The organism is Streptomyces sp. NPDC049687 (assembly GCF_044465285.1).
GTDB lineage: Bacteria > Actinomycetota > Actinomycetes > Streptomycetales > Streptomycetaceae > Streptomyces.
Genome location: NZ_JBITLN010000002.1, coordinates 123,831 through 141,516, shown reverse-complemented (window position 1 = coordinate 141,516; position 17,686 = coordinate 123,831). Strand labels below are relative to the sequence as shown.

18 protein-coding genes are annotated in these 17,686 nt (G+C 70.7%); 8 read left to right on the top strand and 10 right to left on the bottom strand.

Annotated elements, in window-relative coordinates:
• Nucleotides 1–106 precede the first annotated feature (106 nt).
• Nucleotides 107–991, bottom strand: a complete 885-nt coding sequence (locus ACIBVL_RS05920; protein WP_399092468.1) for a LysR family transcriptional regulator — start codon at nt 989–991, stop codon at nt 107–109.
• A gap of 111 nt (nt 992–1,102) precedes the next feature.
• On the opposite strand from ACIBVL_RS05920, the gene mgrA reads away from it, so the two are divergent.
• The 3 genes from mgrA to ACIBVL_RS05905 all read left to right on the top strand — a co-directional run bounded on the left by mgrA (nt 1,103) and on the right by ACIBVL_RS05905 (nt 5,244).
• Complete coding sequence (gene mgrA / locus ACIBVL_RS05915) at nt 1,103–2,095, top strand: L-glyceraldehyde 3-phosphate reductase (protein WP_399092465.1); 993 nt, start codon at nt 1,103–1,105, stop codon at nt 2,093–2,095.
• A 364-nt stretch (nt 2,096–2,459) separates the two neighbouring features.
• Nucleotides 2,460–2,870: a hypothetical protein gene (locus ACIBVL_RS05910; RefSeq protein WP_399092462.1), complete on the top strand. Its 411-nt coding sequence runs from the start codon at nt 2,460–2,462 to the stop codon at nt 2,868–2,870.
• A gap of 37 nt (nt 2,871–2,907) precedes the next feature.
• A complete protein-coding gene (locus tag ACIBVL_RS05905) occupies nt 2,908–5,244 on the top strand; it encodes an FHA domain-containing protein (protein WP_399092459.1) in 2,337 nt (778 codons plus the stop codon).
• A gap of 50 nt (nt 5,245–5,294) precedes the next feature.
• Here ACIBVL_RS05905 and ACIBVL_RS05900 read toward each other — a convergent pair whose 3' ends face one another.
• Complete coding sequence (locus ACIBVL_RS05900) at nt 5,295–6,599, bottom strand: streptophobe family protein (RefSeq protein WP_399092456.1); 1,305 nt, start codon at nt 6,597–6,599, stop codon at nt 5,295–5,297.
• A 228-nt stretch (nt 6,600–6,827) separates the two neighbouring features.
• Here ACIBVL_RS05900 and ACIBVL_RS05895 point away from each other — a divergent pair, with 228 nt between their 5' ends.
• Entirely contained in the window at nt 6,828–7,280 is a 453-nt protein-coding gene (locus ACIBVL_RS05895) for an ATP-binding protein (RefSeq protein WP_399092453.1), read from the top strand.
• A gap of 154 nt (nt 7,281–7,434) precedes the next feature.
• Here the strand turns inward: ACIBVL_RS05895 and ACIBVL_RS05890 are convergent, their stop codons facing one another.
• Entirely contained in the window at nt 7,435–8,322 is an 888-nt protein-coding gene (locus tag ACIBVL_RS05890; protein ID WP_399092450.1) for an RNA polymerase sigma factor SigF, read from the bottom strand.
• A gap of 198 nt (nt 8,323–8,520) precedes the next feature.
• Here ACIBVL_RS05890 and ACIBVL_RS05885 point away from each other — a divergent pair, with 198 nt between their 5' ends.
• Nucleotides 8,521–9,093 carry a DinB family protein gene (locus tag ACIBVL_RS05885; RefSeq protein ID WP_399092447.1) on the top strand — a complete coding sequence of 191 codons (573 nt, stop codon included), beginning with the start codon at nt 8,521–8,523 and terminating at the stop codon, nt 9,091–9,093.
• 71 nt (nt 9,094–9,164) lie between these two features.
• The gene (locus tag ACIBVL_RS05880; RefSeq protein ID WP_399092444.1) at nt 9,165–9,554 is read left to right on the top strand and encodes a helix-turn-helix domain-containing protein; all 390 of its coding nucleotides are present in this window, start codon (nt 9,165–9,167) and stop codon (nt 9,552–9,554) included.
• A 21-nt stretch (nt 9,555–9,575) separates the two neighbouring features.
• On the opposite strand, the gene ACIBVL_RS05875 is transcribed toward ACIBVL_RS05880, so the two are convergent.
• The 6 genes from ACIBVL_RS05875 to ACIBVL_RS05850 form a co-directional block, all read right to left on the bottom strand.
• Nucleotides 9,576–10,178, bottom strand: coding sequence for a ClpP family protease (locus tag ACIBVL_RS05875; protein ID WP_399092441.1), 603 nt, complete (start codon nt 10,176–10,178; stop codon nt 9,576–9,578).
• A gap of 1 nt (nt 10,179) precedes the next feature.
• The gene (locus tag ACIBVL_RS05870) at nt 10,180–10,818 is read right to left on the bottom strand and encodes an ATP-dependent Clp protease proteolytic subunit (protein ID WP_399092438.1); all 639 of its coding nucleotides are present in this window, start codon (nt 10,816–10,818) and stop codon (nt 10,180–10,182) included.
• Nucleotides 10,819–10,928: 110 nt separating this feature from the next.
• A complete protein-coding gene (locus ACIBVL_RS05865; RefSeq protein ID WP_399092435.1) occupies nt 10,929–12,134 on the bottom strand; it encodes an epoxide hydrolase family protein in 1,206 nt (401 codons plus the stop codon).
• 11 nt (nt 12,135–12,145) lie between these two features.
• On the bottom strand, nt 12,146–13,147 hold the full coding sequence (locus tag ACIBVL_RS05860; RefSeq protein WP_399092432.1) for an IS481 family transposase: 1,002 nt from the start codon (nt 13,145–13,147) through the stop codon (nt 12,146–12,148).
• A gap of 19 nt (nt 13,148–13,166) precedes the next feature.
• Nucleotides 13,167–14,570, bottom strand: a complete 1,404-nt coding sequence (locus tag ACIBVL_RS05855; protein WP_399092428.1) for an MFS transporter — start codon at nt 14,568–14,570, stop codon at nt 13,167–13,169.
• A gap of 38 nt (nt 14,571–14,608) precedes the next feature.
• Nucleotides 14,609–15,463, bottom strand: a complete 855-nt coding sequence (locus tag ACIBVL_RS05850; RefSeq protein WP_399094764.1) for an NAD(P)H-binding protein — start codon at nt 15,461–15,463, stop codon at nt 14,609–14,611.
• Nucleotides 15,464–15,550: 87 nt separating this feature from the next.
• Between ACIBVL_RS05850 and ACIBVL_RS05845 the strand changes: the two genes are divergently transcribed.
• Complete coding sequence (locus tag ACIBVL_RS05845) at nt 15,551–15,973, top strand: winged helix-turn-helix transcriptional regulator (protein ID WP_399092425.1); 423 nt, start codon at nt 15,551–15,553, stop codon at nt 15,971–15,973.
• 264 nt (nt 15,974–16,237) lie between these two features.
• Nucleotides 16,238–16,720: a VOC family protein gene (locus ACIBVL_RS05840; RefSeq protein ID WP_399092422.1), complete on the top strand. Its 483-nt coding sequence runs from the start codon at nt 16,238–16,240 to the stop codon at nt 16,718–16,720.
• Between the two features lie 21 nt (nt 16,721–16,741).
• Here ACIBVL_RS05840 and ACIBVL_RS05835 read toward each other — a convergent pair whose 3' ends face one another.
• Nucleotides 16,742–17,632 carry an aminoglycoside phosphotransferase family protein gene (locus ACIBVL_RS05835; protein ID WP_399092419.1) on the bottom strand — a complete coding sequence of 297 codons (891 nt, stop codon included), beginning with the start codon at nt 17,630–17,632 and terminating at the stop codon, nt 16,742–16,744.
• Nucleotides 17,633–17,686: the final 54 nt, after the last annotated feature.

The following is a 17,686-nucleotide window of genomic DNA, read 5'->3' as shown; positions in this document are numbered from 1 at the left end:
AGGTCCACCATCGCGCAGGCGCCGCCGTCCCGCCGCTTCTTTGACCGCCTCTTGAGCCCCCTCCGCCTCTTGAGCCCCCTCCGCTTCTCGGGCCTCCCGGACACCCCTACGGCTCCCCGGCCTCCAGCAGTGCCATCAGCGCCCGGGCCGCCGGGCTGGTGGCCGCGGCGGGCGGGAGCAGGGCCACCGTCTCGTAGACCGCCTCTCCGGTGCCCTTCAGGGGCAGCGCGGTGAGCGCCTCCCGTTTGTGCCGGAAGTGCCGTGGCACGACGGCGACGCCGAGGTTCTCGTCCACCAGGTCCAGCAGGCTGTGCACGTCGTTCACCTCGAGCGCCACCGTACGGCGTGCCCCCGCGCCCGCGAAGGCGGCGTCGGTGGCCCGGCGCGGTCCCCAGTCCGGATGGAAGTCCACGAACACCTCGCCCGCGATGTCCTCCGGGGTGAGAGCGGCGGCCGCCCGGGCCAGGCGGTGGTCGGGATGGCACAGCACGAACATCGCCTCACTGGCCAGCGGTACGCAGCGCAGCTGGTCGGTGTCCACCTGGGTGCGGTAGGCGAAGGCGAGATCGAGCCGGCCGGCCGCCACCTCCTCGCCGAGCGCGCCCGAACCGGTCTGCCGGAGCCGGATCTCCACGTCCGGGTGGCGTCGCCGGAACGCGGCGAGCAGCCCCGCCACGTTCACCCCGGCGATGCACTGCTCGGTGCCCACGGAGAGCGTGCCGCGGACCACGCCCTGCACGGCGGCCACCGCCTCGTGCGCCGCGCGCACCTGGGCGAGGATCCGCTCCGCCTCCGCCAGCAGCGCCCGGCCCGCCTCCGTCAGCGTCACCCGCCGGGTCGTCCGCACGAACAGCGGCGCCCGCAGCTCGCGCTCCAGCGCCCGGATCGACGCCGAGAGACCCGACTGGGACACCATCAGGCGTTCGGCGGCCCGGGTGAAGTGCTGGTCCTCGGCGACGGCGACGAAGTGCTGGAGGTGGCGCAGTTCCATGATTGAGAAGCGTAGCCGGACAATCCCATCGGATTCTTCTGTTGGACCACTACCCGCAGGTCGGGCCAGAGTGGACGACGGTTCCCGAAACCAATTCTTCTTGGAGTCGCGTTGTACACCGCACACCCCGACCGCTACGCGGACATGCCCTACCGGCGCACCGGACGCAGCGGCCTGATGCTTCCCGCGCTGTCGCTCGGACTGTGGCACAACTTCGGTCCGGACCGCCCGGTCGAGACCCAGCGGGCCATCCTGCGCCGCGCCTTCGACCTCGGGATCACCCACTTCGACCTGGCCAACAACTACGGCCCGCCGCCCGGCGCCGCCGAGTCCGCGCTGGGGCAGTTCCTGAAGACGGACTTCGCGTCCTACCGGGACGAGCTGGTGATCTCGACCAAGGCCGGCTACCTGATGTGGCCCGGACCGTACGGCGAGTGGGGCTCACGCAAGTACGTGCTGTCGTCCCTCGACCAGAGCCTGAAGCGGATGGGCCTGGACTACGTCGACATCTTCTACTCGCACCGCCCCGACCCGGAGACTCCCCTGGAGGAGACGATGGGCGCCCTGCACTCCGCGGTCCAGCAGGGCAAGGCGCTGTACGTCGGCGTCTCCAACTACTCGGCGGAGCAGACCCGCGAGGCCGCCCGTATCCTCGGCGAGCTCGGCACCCCGCTCCTCATCCACCAGCCCCGCTACTCGATGCTCGACCGCCGCCCGGAGAGCGAGGGCCTGCTGGACGCCCTGGACGAGCTCCAGGTCGGCTCGATCGTCTTCTCCCCGCTGGAGCAGGGCCTGCTGACCTCCCGCTACCTCGACGGCATTCCGGAGGGCTCGCGGGCGGCGAGCGACAGCCCGTTCCTGAACTCCGACGCGCTGACCGAGGAACTGGTCGGCAAGCTGCGGACCCTGGACGACATCGCCAAGTCCCGCGGTCAGTCCCTCGCCCAGCTCGCCCTCGCCTGGGTGCTGCGCGGCGGCCGGGTGACCTCCGCGCTGGTCGGCGCGAGCAGCGCGCGGCAGATCGAGGACAGCGTCGGCGCCCTGGCCAACCTGGACTTCGAGGCCGACGAGCTGGCCCGGATCGACGCGGTGGTCAACGGCTGAACCGTTCCGTCAGCCGTCTCCACGATTCCTCCACTTGCGGTGGTTCTTCTTCCTGCTTCTTCCTGCGGATCGCCGCAAGGGGAGGAGCTCATCGTCGGCCAAGGTGTGATCCGGCCACACCCGCCGAATCCGCCGTGTCACCGGCCGATTACCAGGAGAAACGGTGCGCAGGTGAGCGGAGGGGTCGGCTCCGCGGCTGGAATTCGGCCCGGAAGGGCGATGAATATGCCAAGAGACTGGCCGGAAAGTCATGGTGACAGTGTTTTAGAAGTGAACATACTCGAACGTCAGGGGCAGTTCGCCTCCCAGGAGCCGCACGGAAAGCGAGGCAGGGCCGGCATACGACACTCGGGGGAGTGGAGACATGCACGACGAATTCCTGTGCCATGTCACGGCGTACGGATACTGCGACGGCCGTCGAATCGGCGTACCGCTCGGCACGTACCGCGCGCCGACGCTGGCGCTCGCGCTGTGGTGGTTACGGGACCGCGCCCTGTGGATGGCGGAACGGCTCGACCCGCGGCCCGACGGCGGGCGCTTCCCGCCCGGTGCCCTCGTGCCGGTCGCCGGAACCGTCCCCGACGTGCCCGGCCTGTTGCGGGCCTGGTGCGCGGACGTCGACCAGCAGGAGCTGGTGGCCGACGAGTTGGCGGGCGGGCGGCTGGTGCGGATCGCGGTGAGCGACGACACCACCGAGTACGAACTGCTCGCCGAGTCCGTGGACGCGCTGCGTATGCAGCGGACGGCACCGGCGCTCGTCATGCCGGTGGGCTGAGCGGGCACGCAGTCATACGAATCGATAGAATTCCGGCATGGTGGAGCGGCCGGTCGGCCCGACGGCGCCCGAACTCGTGCTGACGACCGAGTCGGGCTCCACCGTGATGATCCCGGGCCACGCCTATTACGTCGGCCGGGATCCGCTCAGCCACATCGTGCTCGACGACACCCGGGTCTCCTGGCACCACGCCGTACTGCGACCCGACGGCGACCACTGGACCCTCGTGGACGAGCACAGCCTCAACGGCACCTGGGCGGACGGCCGCCGCGTCCGGGAGGGGAAGGTCGGGCCCGGCAGTGTGATCCGCTTCGGCAGCCTGTCCGACGGCCCGTGCGCGGTCCTGGCGAGCCGGCCCGCGCCGGCCCCCGAACGCCCGTCGGCGGTGTCGATGCCGTCCAGCACCGGCACCTTCCGCGAGCCCACCGCCGTACGGCCGCTGCCCACCCGAACCGTCCGGATCGGCCGCGCCGGCGACAACGACCTCGTCATCGACGACCTGGTCGTCTCACGCCGGCACGCCGAACTGCGCGCCCTGCCCGACGGCACCTACGAGATCGCCGACCTCGGCAGCCACAACGGCACGTACCTCAACGGTTTTCCCGTCACCCTCGCCCCCGTCTGCCCCGGCGACATCGTCGGCGTCGGCCACTCGGAACTCTGCCTGGTCGGCGACGAACTGCGGGAGTACGTCGACACCGGTGAGGTCTCCCTCGACGTCCAGGACCTCACGGTCGCCGTCGACCGCGGCCGTACGACCCTGCTCGACCATGTGTCGTTCCCGGTGGGGGAGAAGTGCCTGCTCGCCGTCGTCGGACCGAGCGGCGCCGGCAAGTCCACGCTGCTCAACGCCCTCACGGGCCAGCGCCCCGCCGACCACGGGACGGTCGTCTACGACGGCCGGGACCTGTACCGCGACTACGCCGAGCTGCGCCAGCGCATCGGAGTGGTCCCGCAGGACGACATCCTGCACGCCCAGCTCACCGTCCGCTCCGCCCTCGCCTACGCCGCCGAACTGCGCTTCCCGCAGGACACCGCGAAGGCAGAGCGCCGGGAACGGGTCGAGGAGGTCATCCGCGAACTGCGCCTCGAGCAGCGCGCCGGGCAGCCCGTGCACAGCCTCTCCGGCGGCCAGCGCAAACGGGTCAGCGTGGCCCTGGAGCTGCTGACGAAGCCGTCGCTGCTCTTCCTCGACGAGCCGACCTCCGGCCTCGACCCCGGCATGGACCGCTCGGTGATGCACATGCTGCGCGGCCTCGCCGACGACGGCCGCACCGTCATCGTCGTCACCCACAGCGTCCTCAGCCTCGAGGTGTGCGACCGGCTGCTGGTCCTGGCGCCGGGCGGCCGGATCGCCTACTACGGGCCCCCCGAGGAGGCCCTCGCCTTCTTCGGCTTCGCGCAGTGGCCCGAGGCCTTCGAGGCGTTCGAACGGGACCGGGACCGGGACTGGGCGGGGGAGTACCGCGACTCGCCGTACCACCGGCAGTACGTCGTCGACTCGAGCGCCCAGCCGCGCCTGCCCCGTGAGGGCCCGGTGATCATGCTCCCACCGCCCCGTCCCCGCAGCCGCGGCGCCCAACTCGGCACCCTGGTCCGCCGCTACGCGGCCGCGCTCGGCGCCGACCGTACCTTCCTGGCCATCATGATTGCCCTGCCGTTCGTGATGGGCGTCATGGCCCGCGCCCTGGCCGGCGGTGAACTCAGCCGGGACACCGCGATGAACGCGCTGCTGATCCTGTGCGTCGGCGGCGTCCTGACCGGCGCGGCCAACGCCGTGCGCGAACTCGTCAAGGAACGGGTGATCTACCGGCGGGAGCGGGCCGTCGGCCTGTCCAGATCGGCGTACCTGATGTCCAAGGTCGTCGTCCTCGGCACGGTGACCGTCGTCCAGGCGGTCGTCCTCACCCTCGTCGCCCTGTTCGGCGTCGACCTCGGCGCCCCGGAGGGCAGGGGCGTGTTGCTGCCTCCCCTGGTCGAGATCGCCGTCGCCGTCGCCCTGCTGGCGTTCACCGCGATGATGCTCGGTCTGCTGATCTCCGCGCTGGTGCGCAAGGAGGAGGTGACGATGCCGCTCCTCGTGCTGCTCGCGATCGTGCAAGTGGTGTTCTGCGGAGCGCTGCTGAGGCTCGACGGCGTGCCCGGCCCGGAGCAGCTCTCCTGGCTCGTCCCCTCGCGCTGGGCGCTCGGCGCGATGGCCGGCACCATCGGGCTGTCCCGGATCGTGCCCGGCGACATCACCGGCGACCCGCTGTTCGCGCACTCGGTGGGGGTGTGGCTGCTCGACGTGGGCATGCTCGTCGTGCTCTCCGCCGTCCTCGGGTACGCCGTCTCCCGGTTGCTGCGCCGGCACGAACCCGCCGTGATGCGGTAGCGGGGCCGACGGGACGTCGTCCCCCCGGGCCGGGCCGTCTTCCGCGACCGTCAGCCCCTGCCCGGAGGCGGTGTCGTCCCGCCGCGCCGGTGCACCGGCCGGGCCGCCAGGGCGCCCAGGAGACCCGCGGCCGCTCCCCACAGCGCGGCCAGGCCGAGGGCGGACCACACCCCGGCGCGCAGGAACAGGTCTCCCGAGAGGCCCGCGAGGTCGTTGATGCCGAGCACAGTGAGGCCGTAGTGCGCCGAGACGCGGCCGAGCAGGCAGACCGTCAGCACGGTCAGGACCAGCGCGACCGCCATGTGCACGGCGTGTTGCCAGGCCCGGGTCCGGGCGGGGGAGCGGGCCGCCATCACGAACGCGGCCCCCAGCAGCAGCACCGCGTCCACGGCGACGAGCCACCACACTCGGCCGTCGTGCTCGGCCATGCTGCGCAGGTTCAGCGCGGCGGTCTCCTCGCCGCGCAGCACCTCGTCCAGCACATGCGGCATGGGCAGCCCGAACGGGCCTTCCACCCGGCCGTTCCAGGTCGCGCCGAGCCCGAGGGTGAACGCCAGCCACACCAGATTGGGCAGGCCGAGGAGGACCACCGCCAGGGTCTCCCGCGGCCGGCCGCGCGTCACCGCGACCACGAGGGCGATGACCAGACCGAGAGCGACGCACGCGAGCAGCAGCGCGACCATCGCGTACGCGGCCGGCCGTACCGACTCCTGGAAGCGAAGCAGCCGGGCGGGCAGCGGGGCCCCGCGCGCGACCAGCAGCGCCAGCAGCAGCACGCCGGCCAGCCACAGCAGTCCGGTCACCAGGGTGAGCGGCACGTCCGTGGCGAAGCCGACCTCCGGGTGGACGCCGAACAGGTCGCCGAGGTCGTTCAGTGTGTCGTCGCCCAGGTCGACGGCGAAGGTCTGGCGGGCGGCGAGCGCCAGGGCGAGCAGGCCGAGCAGCCACACCACGGCGATCCGGACCGCCCAGCCGGTCAGTTCCCGGGCGCCGGCGACCGCCCGGTGGCGCAGCGGCCGCAGGAATCCGGCGGCGGTGACGAGCGCCCCGGCGACGGTGACGGACAGGGGAATCACCGTCAGACCGGCCTGGGTGTCGGCGAGCCCGCCGGCGTTCCCGGAGAGCTCGACGGTGCCGCCGACGGCCGTGACCACGGTGGCCGCGACCACGCGGGGGAACGCGTCCTGGGGCAGCTCCGAGGCCCCCGCCGCCCACAGGCCCGGCGCGGCCACGACCACCATGGCCGCCAGCCCGGCCAAGGCCACGGCGATCGCGCGGGCCCAGCCGTGCGAGGCGACCGCCCGGCCGGGACCGTGACGGCCGACTGCCTGGTCGGTGGGGGTGCGCGGGCTCACCCTGCCACGCTAGGCAAGGCCGGCACCACCCGCCCGTCGAGTGGGGCCGTCCGCGTGCGGCCGGGCCAGGGCACGGCCCCGCGGGACTCTTCCGGCTCACCCGCCATGTGAGGCACCCCATGCCCTCGGCGCACAACGGGGCGACCCGGACGGGACTGCGCGGCGCGGCACGGGGTACGAGCACAACGCAGTAGCGTCCGGCCAGTCCGGCTTCCCAGAGAGAAACGCATGATCGAGCACCTGGACGGGGCAGTGATACCGACTGGTTTCGACGTACCCGTGGAACCGCTGAGGCGAGCGGCGCATTTCACCGGTGACCCGGGATGCATCGCCGAGGCCCGCAGCTTCGCGGCGCACTTCGTCGACCAGCTCAGGACCGAGTGGTGCGCACGCATCGGCGAGCGCGCGAGCGGTGAGGTGATGCTGGTCGTCAGCGAACTGGTCACCAACGCCGACCGGCACAGCAACGGCCCGTACATCCTGGAACTCGAGGGCACCGACAACACCGTCGCGGTCTGCGTCTACGACAGCAGCGACGCCCTGCCCCTGCGGTTCCCGAAGGACCCGGAGCGCGTCGGCCGGCATGGGCTGGAGATCGTGCACGCGCTGGCGGCGGAGGTCACCGCCGAGCGGGTGCCAGTCGGCAAGCGGGTCCGCGCCCTGCTGCGGCTGGGCGACTGATTCGGGTCCCAGGAGCCGTTGGTACGAGCCAGGACGGGCGAAAGCGCGGGGCACTCGCAGCACCCCGCGCGACGCGACCGGCAGGCATCCGCACCCGGAGCCTGCCGGATCGGTCCAGAAGCCTCGGCGGAGAAGCCCAGGCCCCCATGCGGCCCTATGCGCAGCCCAGCTCGCCCAGCATGCCCTGGCGCAAACGGGTGATGATCCGCTTGATCAGGCGGGAGACGTGCATCTGCGAGCAGCCGAGCCGCTCGCCGATCTCCGCCTGGGTGGCCTCCTCCACGAACCGCAGATGCAGGATCTGCCGGTCGCGTTCGCTGAGCTCGGCCATGAGCGGGGCGAGCGACTGGAAGTCCTCGACGAGCCGCAGCCCGGCCTCCTCCACGCCGATGAAGTCCGCGAGGACGGCCTCGCCGTTCTCCGGGCCGTCGCCGGTGAGGGCGGCGTCCAGCGAGGAGGAGTTGTAGCCGTTGGCGGCGATCTGGGCCTCGACGACCTCGTGCTCCGGAAGGTTCATCAGGGTGGCGAGTTCCGCCACGGTCGGTTCCCGGTCGAGGCGGCTGGCCAGCTCGTCACGCGCCTTGGCGAGCTCGACGCGCAGCTCCTGCAGCCGGCGCGGCACGTGCACCGCCCAGGTGGTGTCACGGAAGAAGCGCTTGATCTCGCCGACGATGTACGGCAACGCGAACGACGTGAACTCCACCTCGCGGGAGACCTCGAACCGGTCGATGGCCTTGATCAGACCGATCATGCCGGTCTGGACGATGTCCTCCATGTCGTCCCCGCGACCCCGGAAACGCCCGGCCGCGAACCGCACGAGGGACATGTTCATCTCAATGAGAGTGTTGCGCGCGTACTGGTAGTCGTGCGTGCCCTCTTCGAGTTCGGTCAACCGCTTGAAGAACTGGCGGGACAGCTCCCGTGCGTCGCGCGGAGCGACGCTCCGCGGGTCCTCGACTCCCGGCAACGATGCTCCACCCGTGCTGGTCCCGGCGGTGTCCTCGACGACTTGAGCCTGCGACCCGATCACGGCGGTGTGCATTCCCTCTCCCCACGAAGTCACGGTTCGACGTGTTCTGTTCTCGTTCCGTGAGCGGACGCGCATGGACTCGACCCGCTCACGGGGCGGGTACCCCGACTTCCGCGAGCCATGCGTTCCGGAGGCGAGGGATACGTTCCGGTTGGGGGAGTGGCGCGAAACCGGCGCCGACCCGGTCCGGGGGCGGGGACCGTTGTCCCCATGACCGACATCGACTCCCCCCTCCCGGCCCGGACCTTCGGATGGTCGGACAAGTTCGCCGGGCCCGAGGACGATCCGCGCAGCCGGAACCGCTTCTTCGGGGAACGGGCCACGCTCGTCGGATACCTCCGTGACCAGCGCCTGCTGCTGCGAATGAAGTGCGAGGGCCTGGGTGCCGAGGACCTCGCCCGCCGCTCGGTGCCGCCGTCGGACCTGTCACTCCTGGGCCTCGTCCGCCATCTGGCGCGGGTGGAGCACCACTGGTTCCGCCATGTCATGGCCGGACAGCCCGGTCCGCTGCCGTACTGGTCCGCGGCCGATCCGGATCTGGACTTCAGCGCCGCCGTGGCCGACCCCGAGGTCGTGGCCGAGGCCTGGGAGACCTGGCGGTCCGAGGTCGCCTTCGCCGAGAGGTTCGTCGACGAGGCGCCGCACCTCGATGTCACCGGTGTCAAACGCGACGAGCCGGTGGCTCTGCGCGAGGTGCTCGTCCACATGATCGAGGAGTACGCCCGTCACCACGGCCACGCGGATTTCCTGCGCGAACGCATCGACGGGCGGGTCGGCCGCTGACCCTCGGACTCCGATTCCACCGAGGGCTGAACCCGAGACCCCGTCGCGCCTCGGGTTCCTAGGCTGGAAGGGTGACGAACCGAGCGCCGAACCAAGCCCGTGTGATTCCGCTGCGCCCGCCCGCCGGGCGCCCGGACCCCGAGCGGCCCGCGACCAGGGAGCCCCTCTGGCGCGACCTGGTCGGAGACGTGCTGCGCCGCGAACGCCAGGCACAGGAACGCACGTTGAAGGACGTCGCCGACGAGGCACGCATCTCCATGCCGTATCTGTCGGAGGTGGAGCGCGGCCGCAAGGAGGCCTCCTCGGAGGTCCTCGCGGCCGCCGCCCACGCCCTCGGCCTGAGCCTCGGCGATCTGCTGGCGCGGGCGCAGGGCGAACTGGTCCGGCTCAACAGCCGGCACCCCGGCCACAGCCGTACGACGACGTCCTCGTCGTACGACGGCCTTTGCCTGGCCGCCTGACAGGCCGCGCCGGCCGGCGTCTCACAGCGTCATGAGACGCCGGCTCAGCACCTCGTCGGCCAGCCCGTACGCCACCGCCTCCGGTGCCGTGAACACCTTGTCGCGGTCCATGTCCGCGCGCAGCGTGGCGATGTCATGGTGCGTGTGCCGGGCCAGCACCTCCTCCACCTGGGCGCGGATGCGGATCATCTCCTTGGCCTGGAGGGCGAGGTCGGAGACCATGCCCCGGCTGCCACCGCTGGCCGGCTGCCCCAGCAGCACGCGCGCGTGCTCCAGCACGAACCGGCGGCCCGGATCCCCGCCCGCCAGCAGCACGGCCGCCGTCGAGGCCGCCTGCCCGACGCAGAACGTCGAGATCGGCGCCTGGACGAACGTCATCGTGTCGTAGATCGCCATGAGCGAAGTGAAGGAACCGCCGGGGGAGTTGAGGTAGATCGAGATCTCCCTCTCCGGGGCCGCCGACTCCAGATGGAGGAGTTGCGCGATGACGACGTTGGCCACCCCGTCGTCGATCTCGGTGCCGAGGAAGATGATCCGCTCCGACAGCAGCCGGCTGAACACGTCGTAGGACCGCTCGCCCTGCGGGGTGCGCTCGACGACGTTCGGAATCGTGTAGGTCCCCATGTCACAGCCCCATCCGTCGCCGTGCCGAGGCCGGGCGGACGTCGGCGAGGGACTCCACCACCCGGTCCACCATGCCGTACTCGCGGGCCTCCTCGGCCGTGAACCAGCGGTCGCGGTCGCCGTCCCGGGAGATGGTCTCCGGGGTCTGGCCGGTGTGCTCGGCGGTGATCCGCTCGATGGTCCGCTTCGTGAACTCCAGGTTCTCCGCCTGGATCTCGATGTCCGCCGTGGTGCCACCGATCCCGGCCGACGGCTGGTGCATCATCACGCGCGCGTTCGGCAGCGCGTACCGCTTGCCCGGCGCGCCGACGCTGAGCAGGAACTGGCCCATGCTGGCCGCGAACCCCATGGCGAGCGTCGAGACGTCGTTGGGGATCAGCCGCATGGTGTCGTAGATCGCCAGCCCCGCGTGCACCGACCCGCCCGGGCTGTTGATGTACAGGGCGATGTCCGTGCGCGGGTCCTCCGCCGAGAGGATCAGCAGCTGCGCGCAGACACGGTTCGCGGAGACCTCGTCCACCTGGGTGCCGAGGAACACGATGCGCTGGGCGAGCAGCTGGGCCGCGAGTTGGTCGTCGAACCGGGTCGGCGGGGTGTCTCCCTCCTCGGCGCGCGGAGCGAGCGGGGTGAGTGAGGTCATCGGGTCTCCTCCTGGGATGCGGGGATGCCGTCGACTCCACTGTCGACCTCGGACGACTCCCGCGGTCGGGTTCTCTGCCCGGGGCAGATTCGCCACGGGCAGAGCCGTCCTCAGCCCTTCTCGCCCAACTGCCGGAAGAACGCACGCACGTCGCCCACCAGCAGGTCCGGTTCCTCCATCGCCGCGAAGTGGCCGCCGCGGTCGAACTCCGTCCAGCGCACCAGACGCTCCGTCCGCTCCGCCCGCGCTCGCAGCGGGATCTGCGGTTCCGCCGGGAACAGCGCGAGCGCGGTCGGGGTGGCCGACGGCTCGTTCGGCGCGGCCATCCGGCCGGAGGTGGTGTGCCGGCGCTCGTAGTAGATCCGCGCGGACGAACCGGCCGTCCCGGTCAGCCAGTACAGCATCACGTTGGTCAGCAGCCGGTCCCGGTCGACAGCCTCCTCCGGCAGCTCCTCGGAGTCCGTCCACTCCCGGAACTTCTCGATGATCCAGGCGAGTTGACCGACCGGCGAGTCGGTCAGGCCGTACGCCAGAGTCCCCGGGCGGGTCGACTGCTGGACGGCGTAGCCGATCCCCTCCGCCGAGAAGGCGGCCCACCGGCGCCACGACTCCAGTGCGCGCTCCCGCTCCCCGGGGTTCATCGACTCCAGTTCCTCGGGCGCGGGCTCCCGGGTGGCCTGCGCCCCCGGCAGCAGGTTCAGATGGACGCCGATCACGCGGCCGGGGTGCGCGCGGCCCAGCTCACGGGAGATCGCCGCGCCCCAGTCGCCGCCCTGCGCCCCGAACCGCTCATAGCCGAGGCGGGTCATCAGCTCGGCCCACGCGTCGGCGATCCGGCCCGCCTCCCAGCCGCTGCCGGTGACCGGCCCGGACAGTCCGAACCCCGGGATGCTCGGCACGACGACATGGAAGGCGTCGGCCGGGTCCCCGCCGTGCGCCGCGGGATCGGCGAGCGGTCCGACCACGTCCAGGAACTCGACGACCGAGCCGGGCCAGCCGTGGGTGAGGATCAGCGGGGTGGCGTCCGGCTCCGGGGAGCGGACGTGGGCGAAGTGAACGTTCGCGCCGTCGATCGTGGTCGTGAACTGCGGCCACCCGTTCAGCCGCGCCTCGGCCGCCCGCCAGTCGTACTCCTGCCGCCAGTACCGGACGAGGTCCCGCAGATAGCCGGACGGCACCCCGTACGCCCAGCCCTCCGCCGGCAGCCCCCGGGGCCAGCGGGTGCGGTCGAGCCGGTCGTACAGGTCGTCGAGGTCGCTCTGCGGAATGTCCAGCCGGAAGGGCCGGACGCCGCTGTCGGTGATCGATGATGTCATGGAAGCGGATGCTAGGTGTAGGAGGCCAGGACGTTGGTTACGCCATTGTGGAGCCGGGATACCGGAGGCTGACCTCCGGCTGCGCCGTGTGGACGGTGGTAGTTGTAGTGGATGTTCCAGACCCCGAGGGACTCGCGGCGTTGCGCTTCGGACAGCCAGACGTGCGCGTAGAGGAACTCTTCGGCGAGGATCCGGTTGTATCTCTCCACCTTGCCGTTATGGCGGGGTGTGTAGGGCGTGATCCGCTGGTGGCGAGAGAGATGTAGCGCCCGTGCGAACGCTTCGGCCCCATAGCACGCTCCGTTGTCGGTGACGACGCGTTCGATGTGAGTGATTCCATGGGCAGCGAACCACGCGCGAGCCCTGTGCAGGAACGCGACCGCAGTGGTGGCCTTCTCGTCGGGCAGTGCCTCGGTGTAAGCGAGGCGCGAATAGCCATCGACAGCGGAGTGGAGGTGAACATAGCCGCCGCGTTCGCTCTTCTTCTTGCGTCGCGCGACTTCACGGGCGTGATCGCTGTTCTTTCCGTGGGCTCGCCAGCCACCGCCGTCTGGGATCCGGCCTACCTTCTTCACGTCGATGTGGACCATGTGGCCGGGCCGTCGCGCGGTGATTGTTTGCGGCTTACGGTTGGATTCACCGTTGGGGTCGATGAACCGGCGCCGGTTCAGTCCAAGCACGACGAGGTGCCGCGACACCGTGCGGCGGCTGATGGCTATGCCCTCCGCCTGGAGTTCGAAGGCGATCCTGGCGGCCGACGACTTGCAAGTTCGGCGTAGCTCCTCGATTCGTGTCACGACTTCCGCTTCGGTGGCGGTGGGCTGGCGCCGGGGTACCGAGGATCGGTCGACGAGCCCGAGTTCGCCGTGTCGGCGGTCTCGGTTGACCCACTTCGATGCGCATGCGCGGGAGATGCCCATCTCGGATGCGACATGCGCGATCGGACGGGTACGGCAGCGTTCCACGAGGCGCCTTCTTCCCTCCGGCGACAGCGGTGCGTTTTTGTGCAGCACGGTTCCCCTTGGACGGTGGTCAAGCGCGTTCGGGCAGGTTGTCGGGAGTGTCATGGGCCGAGGTTGCACATGGCGCTTGGGCATTCAGGCTGCCTCTGGGTGCGGCGGCAACGGTGGCCCGTCGTGTAAGCGCGGTCAGTAGCAGGGCGACCGCGGTGGCGGCGGCGCCGACGACCACGCAGACGATGAACCCCTCGCTGAGGTTGTGCGTTGCTCCGAGGAGTGGGCCGAAGGCGGCGACGCCGATGGCTGCACCGATCTGGCGGGAGGTGTTGAAGACTGCGGACGCGGCCCCGTGCAGGGCGGGTTCGACGGCGGCGATGGACTGCGAGGTCATGGTGGGCACGAGCAGTCCGGAGCTGAACCCGGCGGGAACAAGGGCAAGCACCAGCAGCCAGAGCGAGGATGATGTGCTGGCCCACGCCACCGCGAGGAACGTGGTGGCCAGGACGGCCTGGCCGATGCCCAGGACAGCGGGACGTCCGATCCGTCGCGCGAGTGGAGCGGCGCAGATGCTGCCGATCGAGATGAGGCCGGTCAGAGGCAGGAACAACAAACCGCTGACGAGCGCGCTGAGCTCGCGGCCTTGCTGGAGCATCAGGCTCATCGCGAACAGCAGCCCGTAGAAGGCGAAGTTGAACAATGCGCCTTGTACGGCTGTGGCGACGAACCTGCGGTCAGCGTAGACGCCTGGCGGCAGGAGAGGTGCCCGGGTGGACCGTTCGGCCCAGACGAAGCCAACGAGCCCGGTGACAGTCAGCGCGGCGGCGATGATGACTGCGGGGCTCAGCCAGCCCTGCGCGGGGGCTTGGACGAGCGCGAAGACCAACCCTCCGATCAGTGCGGTCGCACAACTCATGCCGGCGATGTCGAGGCGCCGACTGCCGCGCGCGGTGGTGGGCATCGAGCGGACGCTCCAAAAGGCGGCGGGGATCCCGATGACCACGTTGACGGCGAACACGGCACGCCAGTTCGCGAGCGCCACGAGCGCCCCGCCCAGCAGCGGTCCGGCGGCCATTCCGACGCCCCCGGCGGCGGCCCACCAGCCGACGAGTCGGTTCCGCGCCTGCTCATCGGTCGCGGATGCTGTGGCAAGGACGAGCACGCTCGGCAGCAACAGAGCGGAGCCGGCGCCCTGGACCAACCGGGCGAAGTTGAGCACCAGCATCGAGGTGGCGGCCGCGCAGACCGCAGAGGACGCGGTAAAGACCAGCAGGCCTGCTACGAAGACCCGCTTCGCGCCGAGGGTGTCCGTGATCGCGCCTGCACCGAGCATCACCGCGGCGAAGGAGAGGGTGTAGGCGTTGACCGCCCATTCGAGCTCGGAGCGGGAGGCGTGCAGGTGCGAGGCGAGTTGGGCGAGGGTGAGGTTCACGATCGTGCCGTCGACGAAGACCATGAAGGCCGCGATCAGCGCGAGCATCACGACACCCCGACGGTGTTCGATAGTCGTGGAAGCACTCATGTCGTTGCCGGCCGCGCGCTGCCCGCCGTTACCTGGCGGCGCCCCGGTCTCGTGGCAGAGGCGGCAGCGACAGCCGTAGCCAGTGGGTCGCTGACTGGGCGGCCGAGGATGTCAGTGAGGTCGGGGCTGGTGCCGTCCAGGAAACCGTGCCGGATGCCGGTCGCAATCGAGGCGAGCATGGGCGGCTGGAACGGCAGCAAATCCGGCATCTCGTTGAGGAGCCTGCGCCGGTACTCGCCCAGGCCGATGGTCAGGTGCGGGACTCCGAGCCGGTCGGCTACGTCCGCTGCCCTGATTGGCGCGCCGGTCAGATCGTAGGTGTGCCCGCTGTGTTGTGCCGGATCTGCTGCGATGATCGCCGCGGCTTCGGCAAGGTCCGCACGGGCGACCGCGGCCAGGGCGCCGTCGCCGAATGCGGACTCCACCCGGTCGTCGGCCCACATCAGCAGACCGCCGAAGAGTTCGGCATACAGACCGTTGCGGAGGATCGTCCACGGCAGGCCGCAAGCGCGCACGAGCCGTTCGGTCGCACGGTGCGCCAGTGCGAAGCCGAGGTGGTCGCCGGCACCGGTCAGGCTCGTGTAGATGACATGGCGGACGCCGTCTCGGGAGGCAGCGTCCAAGACGGCCGCATGCCGCCTGATGACCTGGTCGTCCTCGGCATAGCCGGCGGAGATCAGCACCAGGGTCGATACACCGGCAAGGTCAATGCCGGAGGGGTCGTCGAAATCGAGCCGTCGCATCCCGTCACTCGGGGTGCGGCTGCCGCCTGTCGCGATCGCACCGCGGGCATGCAGCGCCGCCAGAGTGGCCGAGCCGAGGTTCCCGTTCGCTCCGGTCACCAAGATCATGTCGGTCATAGTCTTCCGTTGTGGTTCTCTTCGGTAACTAGGCTTGATCCTGATCCGCCCACGCACCGGCCACAAGGAGGCAGTTCGATGTCACCCGCGCACACTGAGGTAACCGCCGCACCCGCGGACCTCGATCCCTGCGGCCACGAAGATCACCCGGACTGCGGGATCCGCGATGTCCTGGACCGCATCGGCGACAAGTGGTCGGTACTCGTGATCGTCGAACTAGCCAGCGGGCCGCGCCGCTTCCGGGAACTGCAACGCGCCATCGACGGCATCTCTCAGCGCATGCTCACCCTCACCGTGCGCAGGCTGGAACGCGACGGACTCGTCCTCCGCACCGTGTACCCGACCGTCCCGGCCCAGGTCGACTACCGCCTGACTGAGACCGGGGCCAGCCTGACTCATCTGGTCAAAGCACTTGCCGACTGGTCTCTCACCCATCGGGCCGTCATTGCTGAGGCACGGCACCAGTACGACCAGACCCACCCCGACCACGACATCCGGTAACGGGGACCGCCGTTGCCTCACACCGAGGGCGTTGCCAGCGAGACCTGTAAACAACGTCATGGCCCGCAACAGCTAGGGGGCGTTTCGAAAGTCCGGTGCGGTGCCCGCACCGGACGCCGCTCCTTGACGGGCAGACGTCGCCTGCCGCGGCCCCAGCGGGGTGCGTGGCGCGGCCAACGGGATTGATCACCGGCCGCACCGATGAGTTCCGCCGCGCGCACCGGTCGACACTGAAGACCGCGTTTCCCCGCCCAGGAGGTACTCATGACCACCGACGGATTCACCACGTGTCTCTGGTTCGACGGCAAGGCGGAGGAAGCCGCCCACCACTACGTGTCGATCTTCAAGAACTCCAGCGTCGGGCGCGTCGCCCGCTACACGGAGGCCGGACCGGGCCCCGCCGGATCCGTGGTCACCGTGGAGTTCACGGCCAACGGCCAGAAGTTCGTCGCGCTGAACGGCGGCCCGGAGTTCACGTTCTCCGAGGCGATCTCCTTCCAGATCGACTGCGCCGACCAGGAGGAGGTCGACTACTACTGGAACAAGCTCCTCGAGGGCGGCGGCGAGCCCGGCCCCTGCGGCTGGCTCAAGGACAAGTACGGCGTGTCCTGGCAGGTCGTCCCCAGCGTGCTCGTTCCCATGATCACCGATCCGGACCAGGAGAAGGCCGCCCGGGCGATGAAGGCCATGCTCTCCATGGGCAAGCTCGACATCGCCGCTCTGCAGAAGGCCTACGACGGCGCGTAGGAGCCCGGTGACGAGAGCGCGCTAGCCGGCCTCGGCCAGGATCTCCTTGATCACATGCCGGGAGTTCTCCGCCAGCGGCGGGTTGGTCTCCCAGTAGTACGGCAGCTGGATCAGCGAGATCGACAGCGCCCAGCCCCGGCCGCGCGCCCACTCGTCGTCGTCCGCCCCGACCGCCTCCCGGAACGTGCCGCGCGCCGGCGCGGGCAGCAGGTTCCAGGCCACGATCAGATCGACGGCCGGATCACCCACGCCCACACTGCCGAAGTCGATCACCGCGGTCAGCCGTCCGTCCACGACCAGCACGTTCCCCGGCGAGAGATCACCGTGCGCCCACACCGGCGGTGCCGTCCGCCCCGGCACCCGCAGCGCCTCCTCCCACAGGGCGGTGACCGTGCCGGTGTCGATCCGGCCCTCCAGCCGGGCGATGGCGTCCCGGGTGGACACGTCCCGTTCGCGCAGCGGCACCCCCCGGTGGTTCGGCGGCCCGCCCCGCGTGTCGACCGCGCGCAGCCCGGCCACGAACGCCCCCAGGTCCGCGGCCAGCGACTCCGGCTTCTCGACGGCCCCCGCGACCGGATTCCGGCCGTCCAGCCAGCGGTAGACGGACCACGGCCACGGGAACCCCTCGCCCGGCCCGCCCTCGGCCAGCGGCACCGGCGCGGCGACCCGCAGGCTCGGGCCCAGCCGGGTCAGCCACCGCTGCTCGTGCGCCACGCTCTCCACGGCGCCGGGATACCGGGGCAGTCGTACCACCTTGTCCGTGCCCAGCCGGAACATGGCGTTCTCGGTTCCGGAGGACGCCAGCCGCTCCACGGGCAGCCCCGCCCACCGCGGGAACCGGGCGGCGATCAGCCGACCGACCAGCGCGGTGTCGAGGTCGATCTCGTCCGAACGCATCTTCGCGGCACACATGGGGCTCATTCCAAGGGAGCAACGCCCTTGCCGTCCAACGAAATAGCCGTCACC

What these genes read in the sequence shown, in the direction of transcription:
- ACIBVL_RS05905 (WP_399092459.1), top strand. Translation starts at nt 2,908, where the DNA reads ATGGTGGAGCGGCCGGTCGGCCCGACGGCGCCCGAACTCGTGCTGACG.
- ACIBVL_RS05895 (WP_399092453.1), top strand. Translation starts at nt 6,828, where the DNA reads ATGATCGAGCACCTGGACGGGGCAGTGATACCGACTGGTTTCGACGTA.
- ACIBVL_RS05870 (WP_399092438.1), bottom strand. Translation starts at nt 10,818, where the DNA reads ATGACCTCACTCACCCCGCTCGCTCCGCGCGCCGAGGAGGGAGACACC.
- ACIBVL_RS05885 (WP_399092447.1), top strand. Translation starts at nt 8,521, where the DNA reads ATGACCGACATCGACTCCCCCCTCCCGGCCCGGACCTTCGGATGGTCG.
- ACIBVL_RS05875 (WP_399092441.1), bottom strand. Translation starts at nt 10,178, where the DNA reads ATGGGGACCTACACGATTCCGAACGTCGTCGAGCGCACCCCGCAGGGC.
- ACIBVL_RS05840 (WP_399092422.1), top strand. Translation starts at nt 16,238, where the DNA reads ATGACCACCGACGGATTCACCACGTGTCTCTGGTTCGACGGCAAGGCG.
- ACIBVL_RS05865 (WP_399092435.1), bottom strand. Translation starts at nt 12,134, where the DNA reads ATGACATCATCGATCACCGACAGCGGCGTCCGGCCCTTCCGGCTGGAC.
- ACIBVL_RS05835 (WP_399092419.1), bottom strand. Translation starts at nt 17,632, where the DNA reads ATGTGTGCCGCGAAGATGCGTTCGGACGAGATCGACCTCGACACCGCG.
- ACIBVL_RS05850 (WP_399094764.1), bottom strand. Translation starts at nt 15,463, where the DNA reads ATGATCTTGGTGACCGGAGCGAACGGGAACCTCGGCTCGGCCACTCTG.
- ACIBVL_RS05855 (WP_399092428.1), bottom strand. Translation starts at nt 14,570, where the DNA reads ATGCTCGCGCTGATCGCGGCCTTCATGGTCTTCGTCGACGGCACGATC.
- ACIBVL_RS05890 (WP_399092450.1), bottom strand. Translation starts at nt 8,322, where the DNA reads ATGCACACCGCCGTGATCGGGTCGCAGGCTCAAGTCGTCGAGGACACC.
- ACIBVL_RS05910 (WP_399092462.1), top strand. Translation starts at nt 2,460, where the DNA reads ATGCACGACGAATTCCTGTGCCATGTCACGGCGTACGGATACTGCGAC.
- ACIBVL_RS05920 (WP_399092468.1), bottom strand. Translation starts at nt 991, where the DNA reads ATGGAACTGCGCCACCTCCAGCACTTCGTCGCCGTCGCCGAGGACCAG.
- ACIBVL_RS05845 (WP_399092425.1), top strand. Translation starts at nt 15,551, where the DNA reads ATGTCACCCGCGCACACTGAGGTAACCGCCGCACCCGCGGACCTCGAT.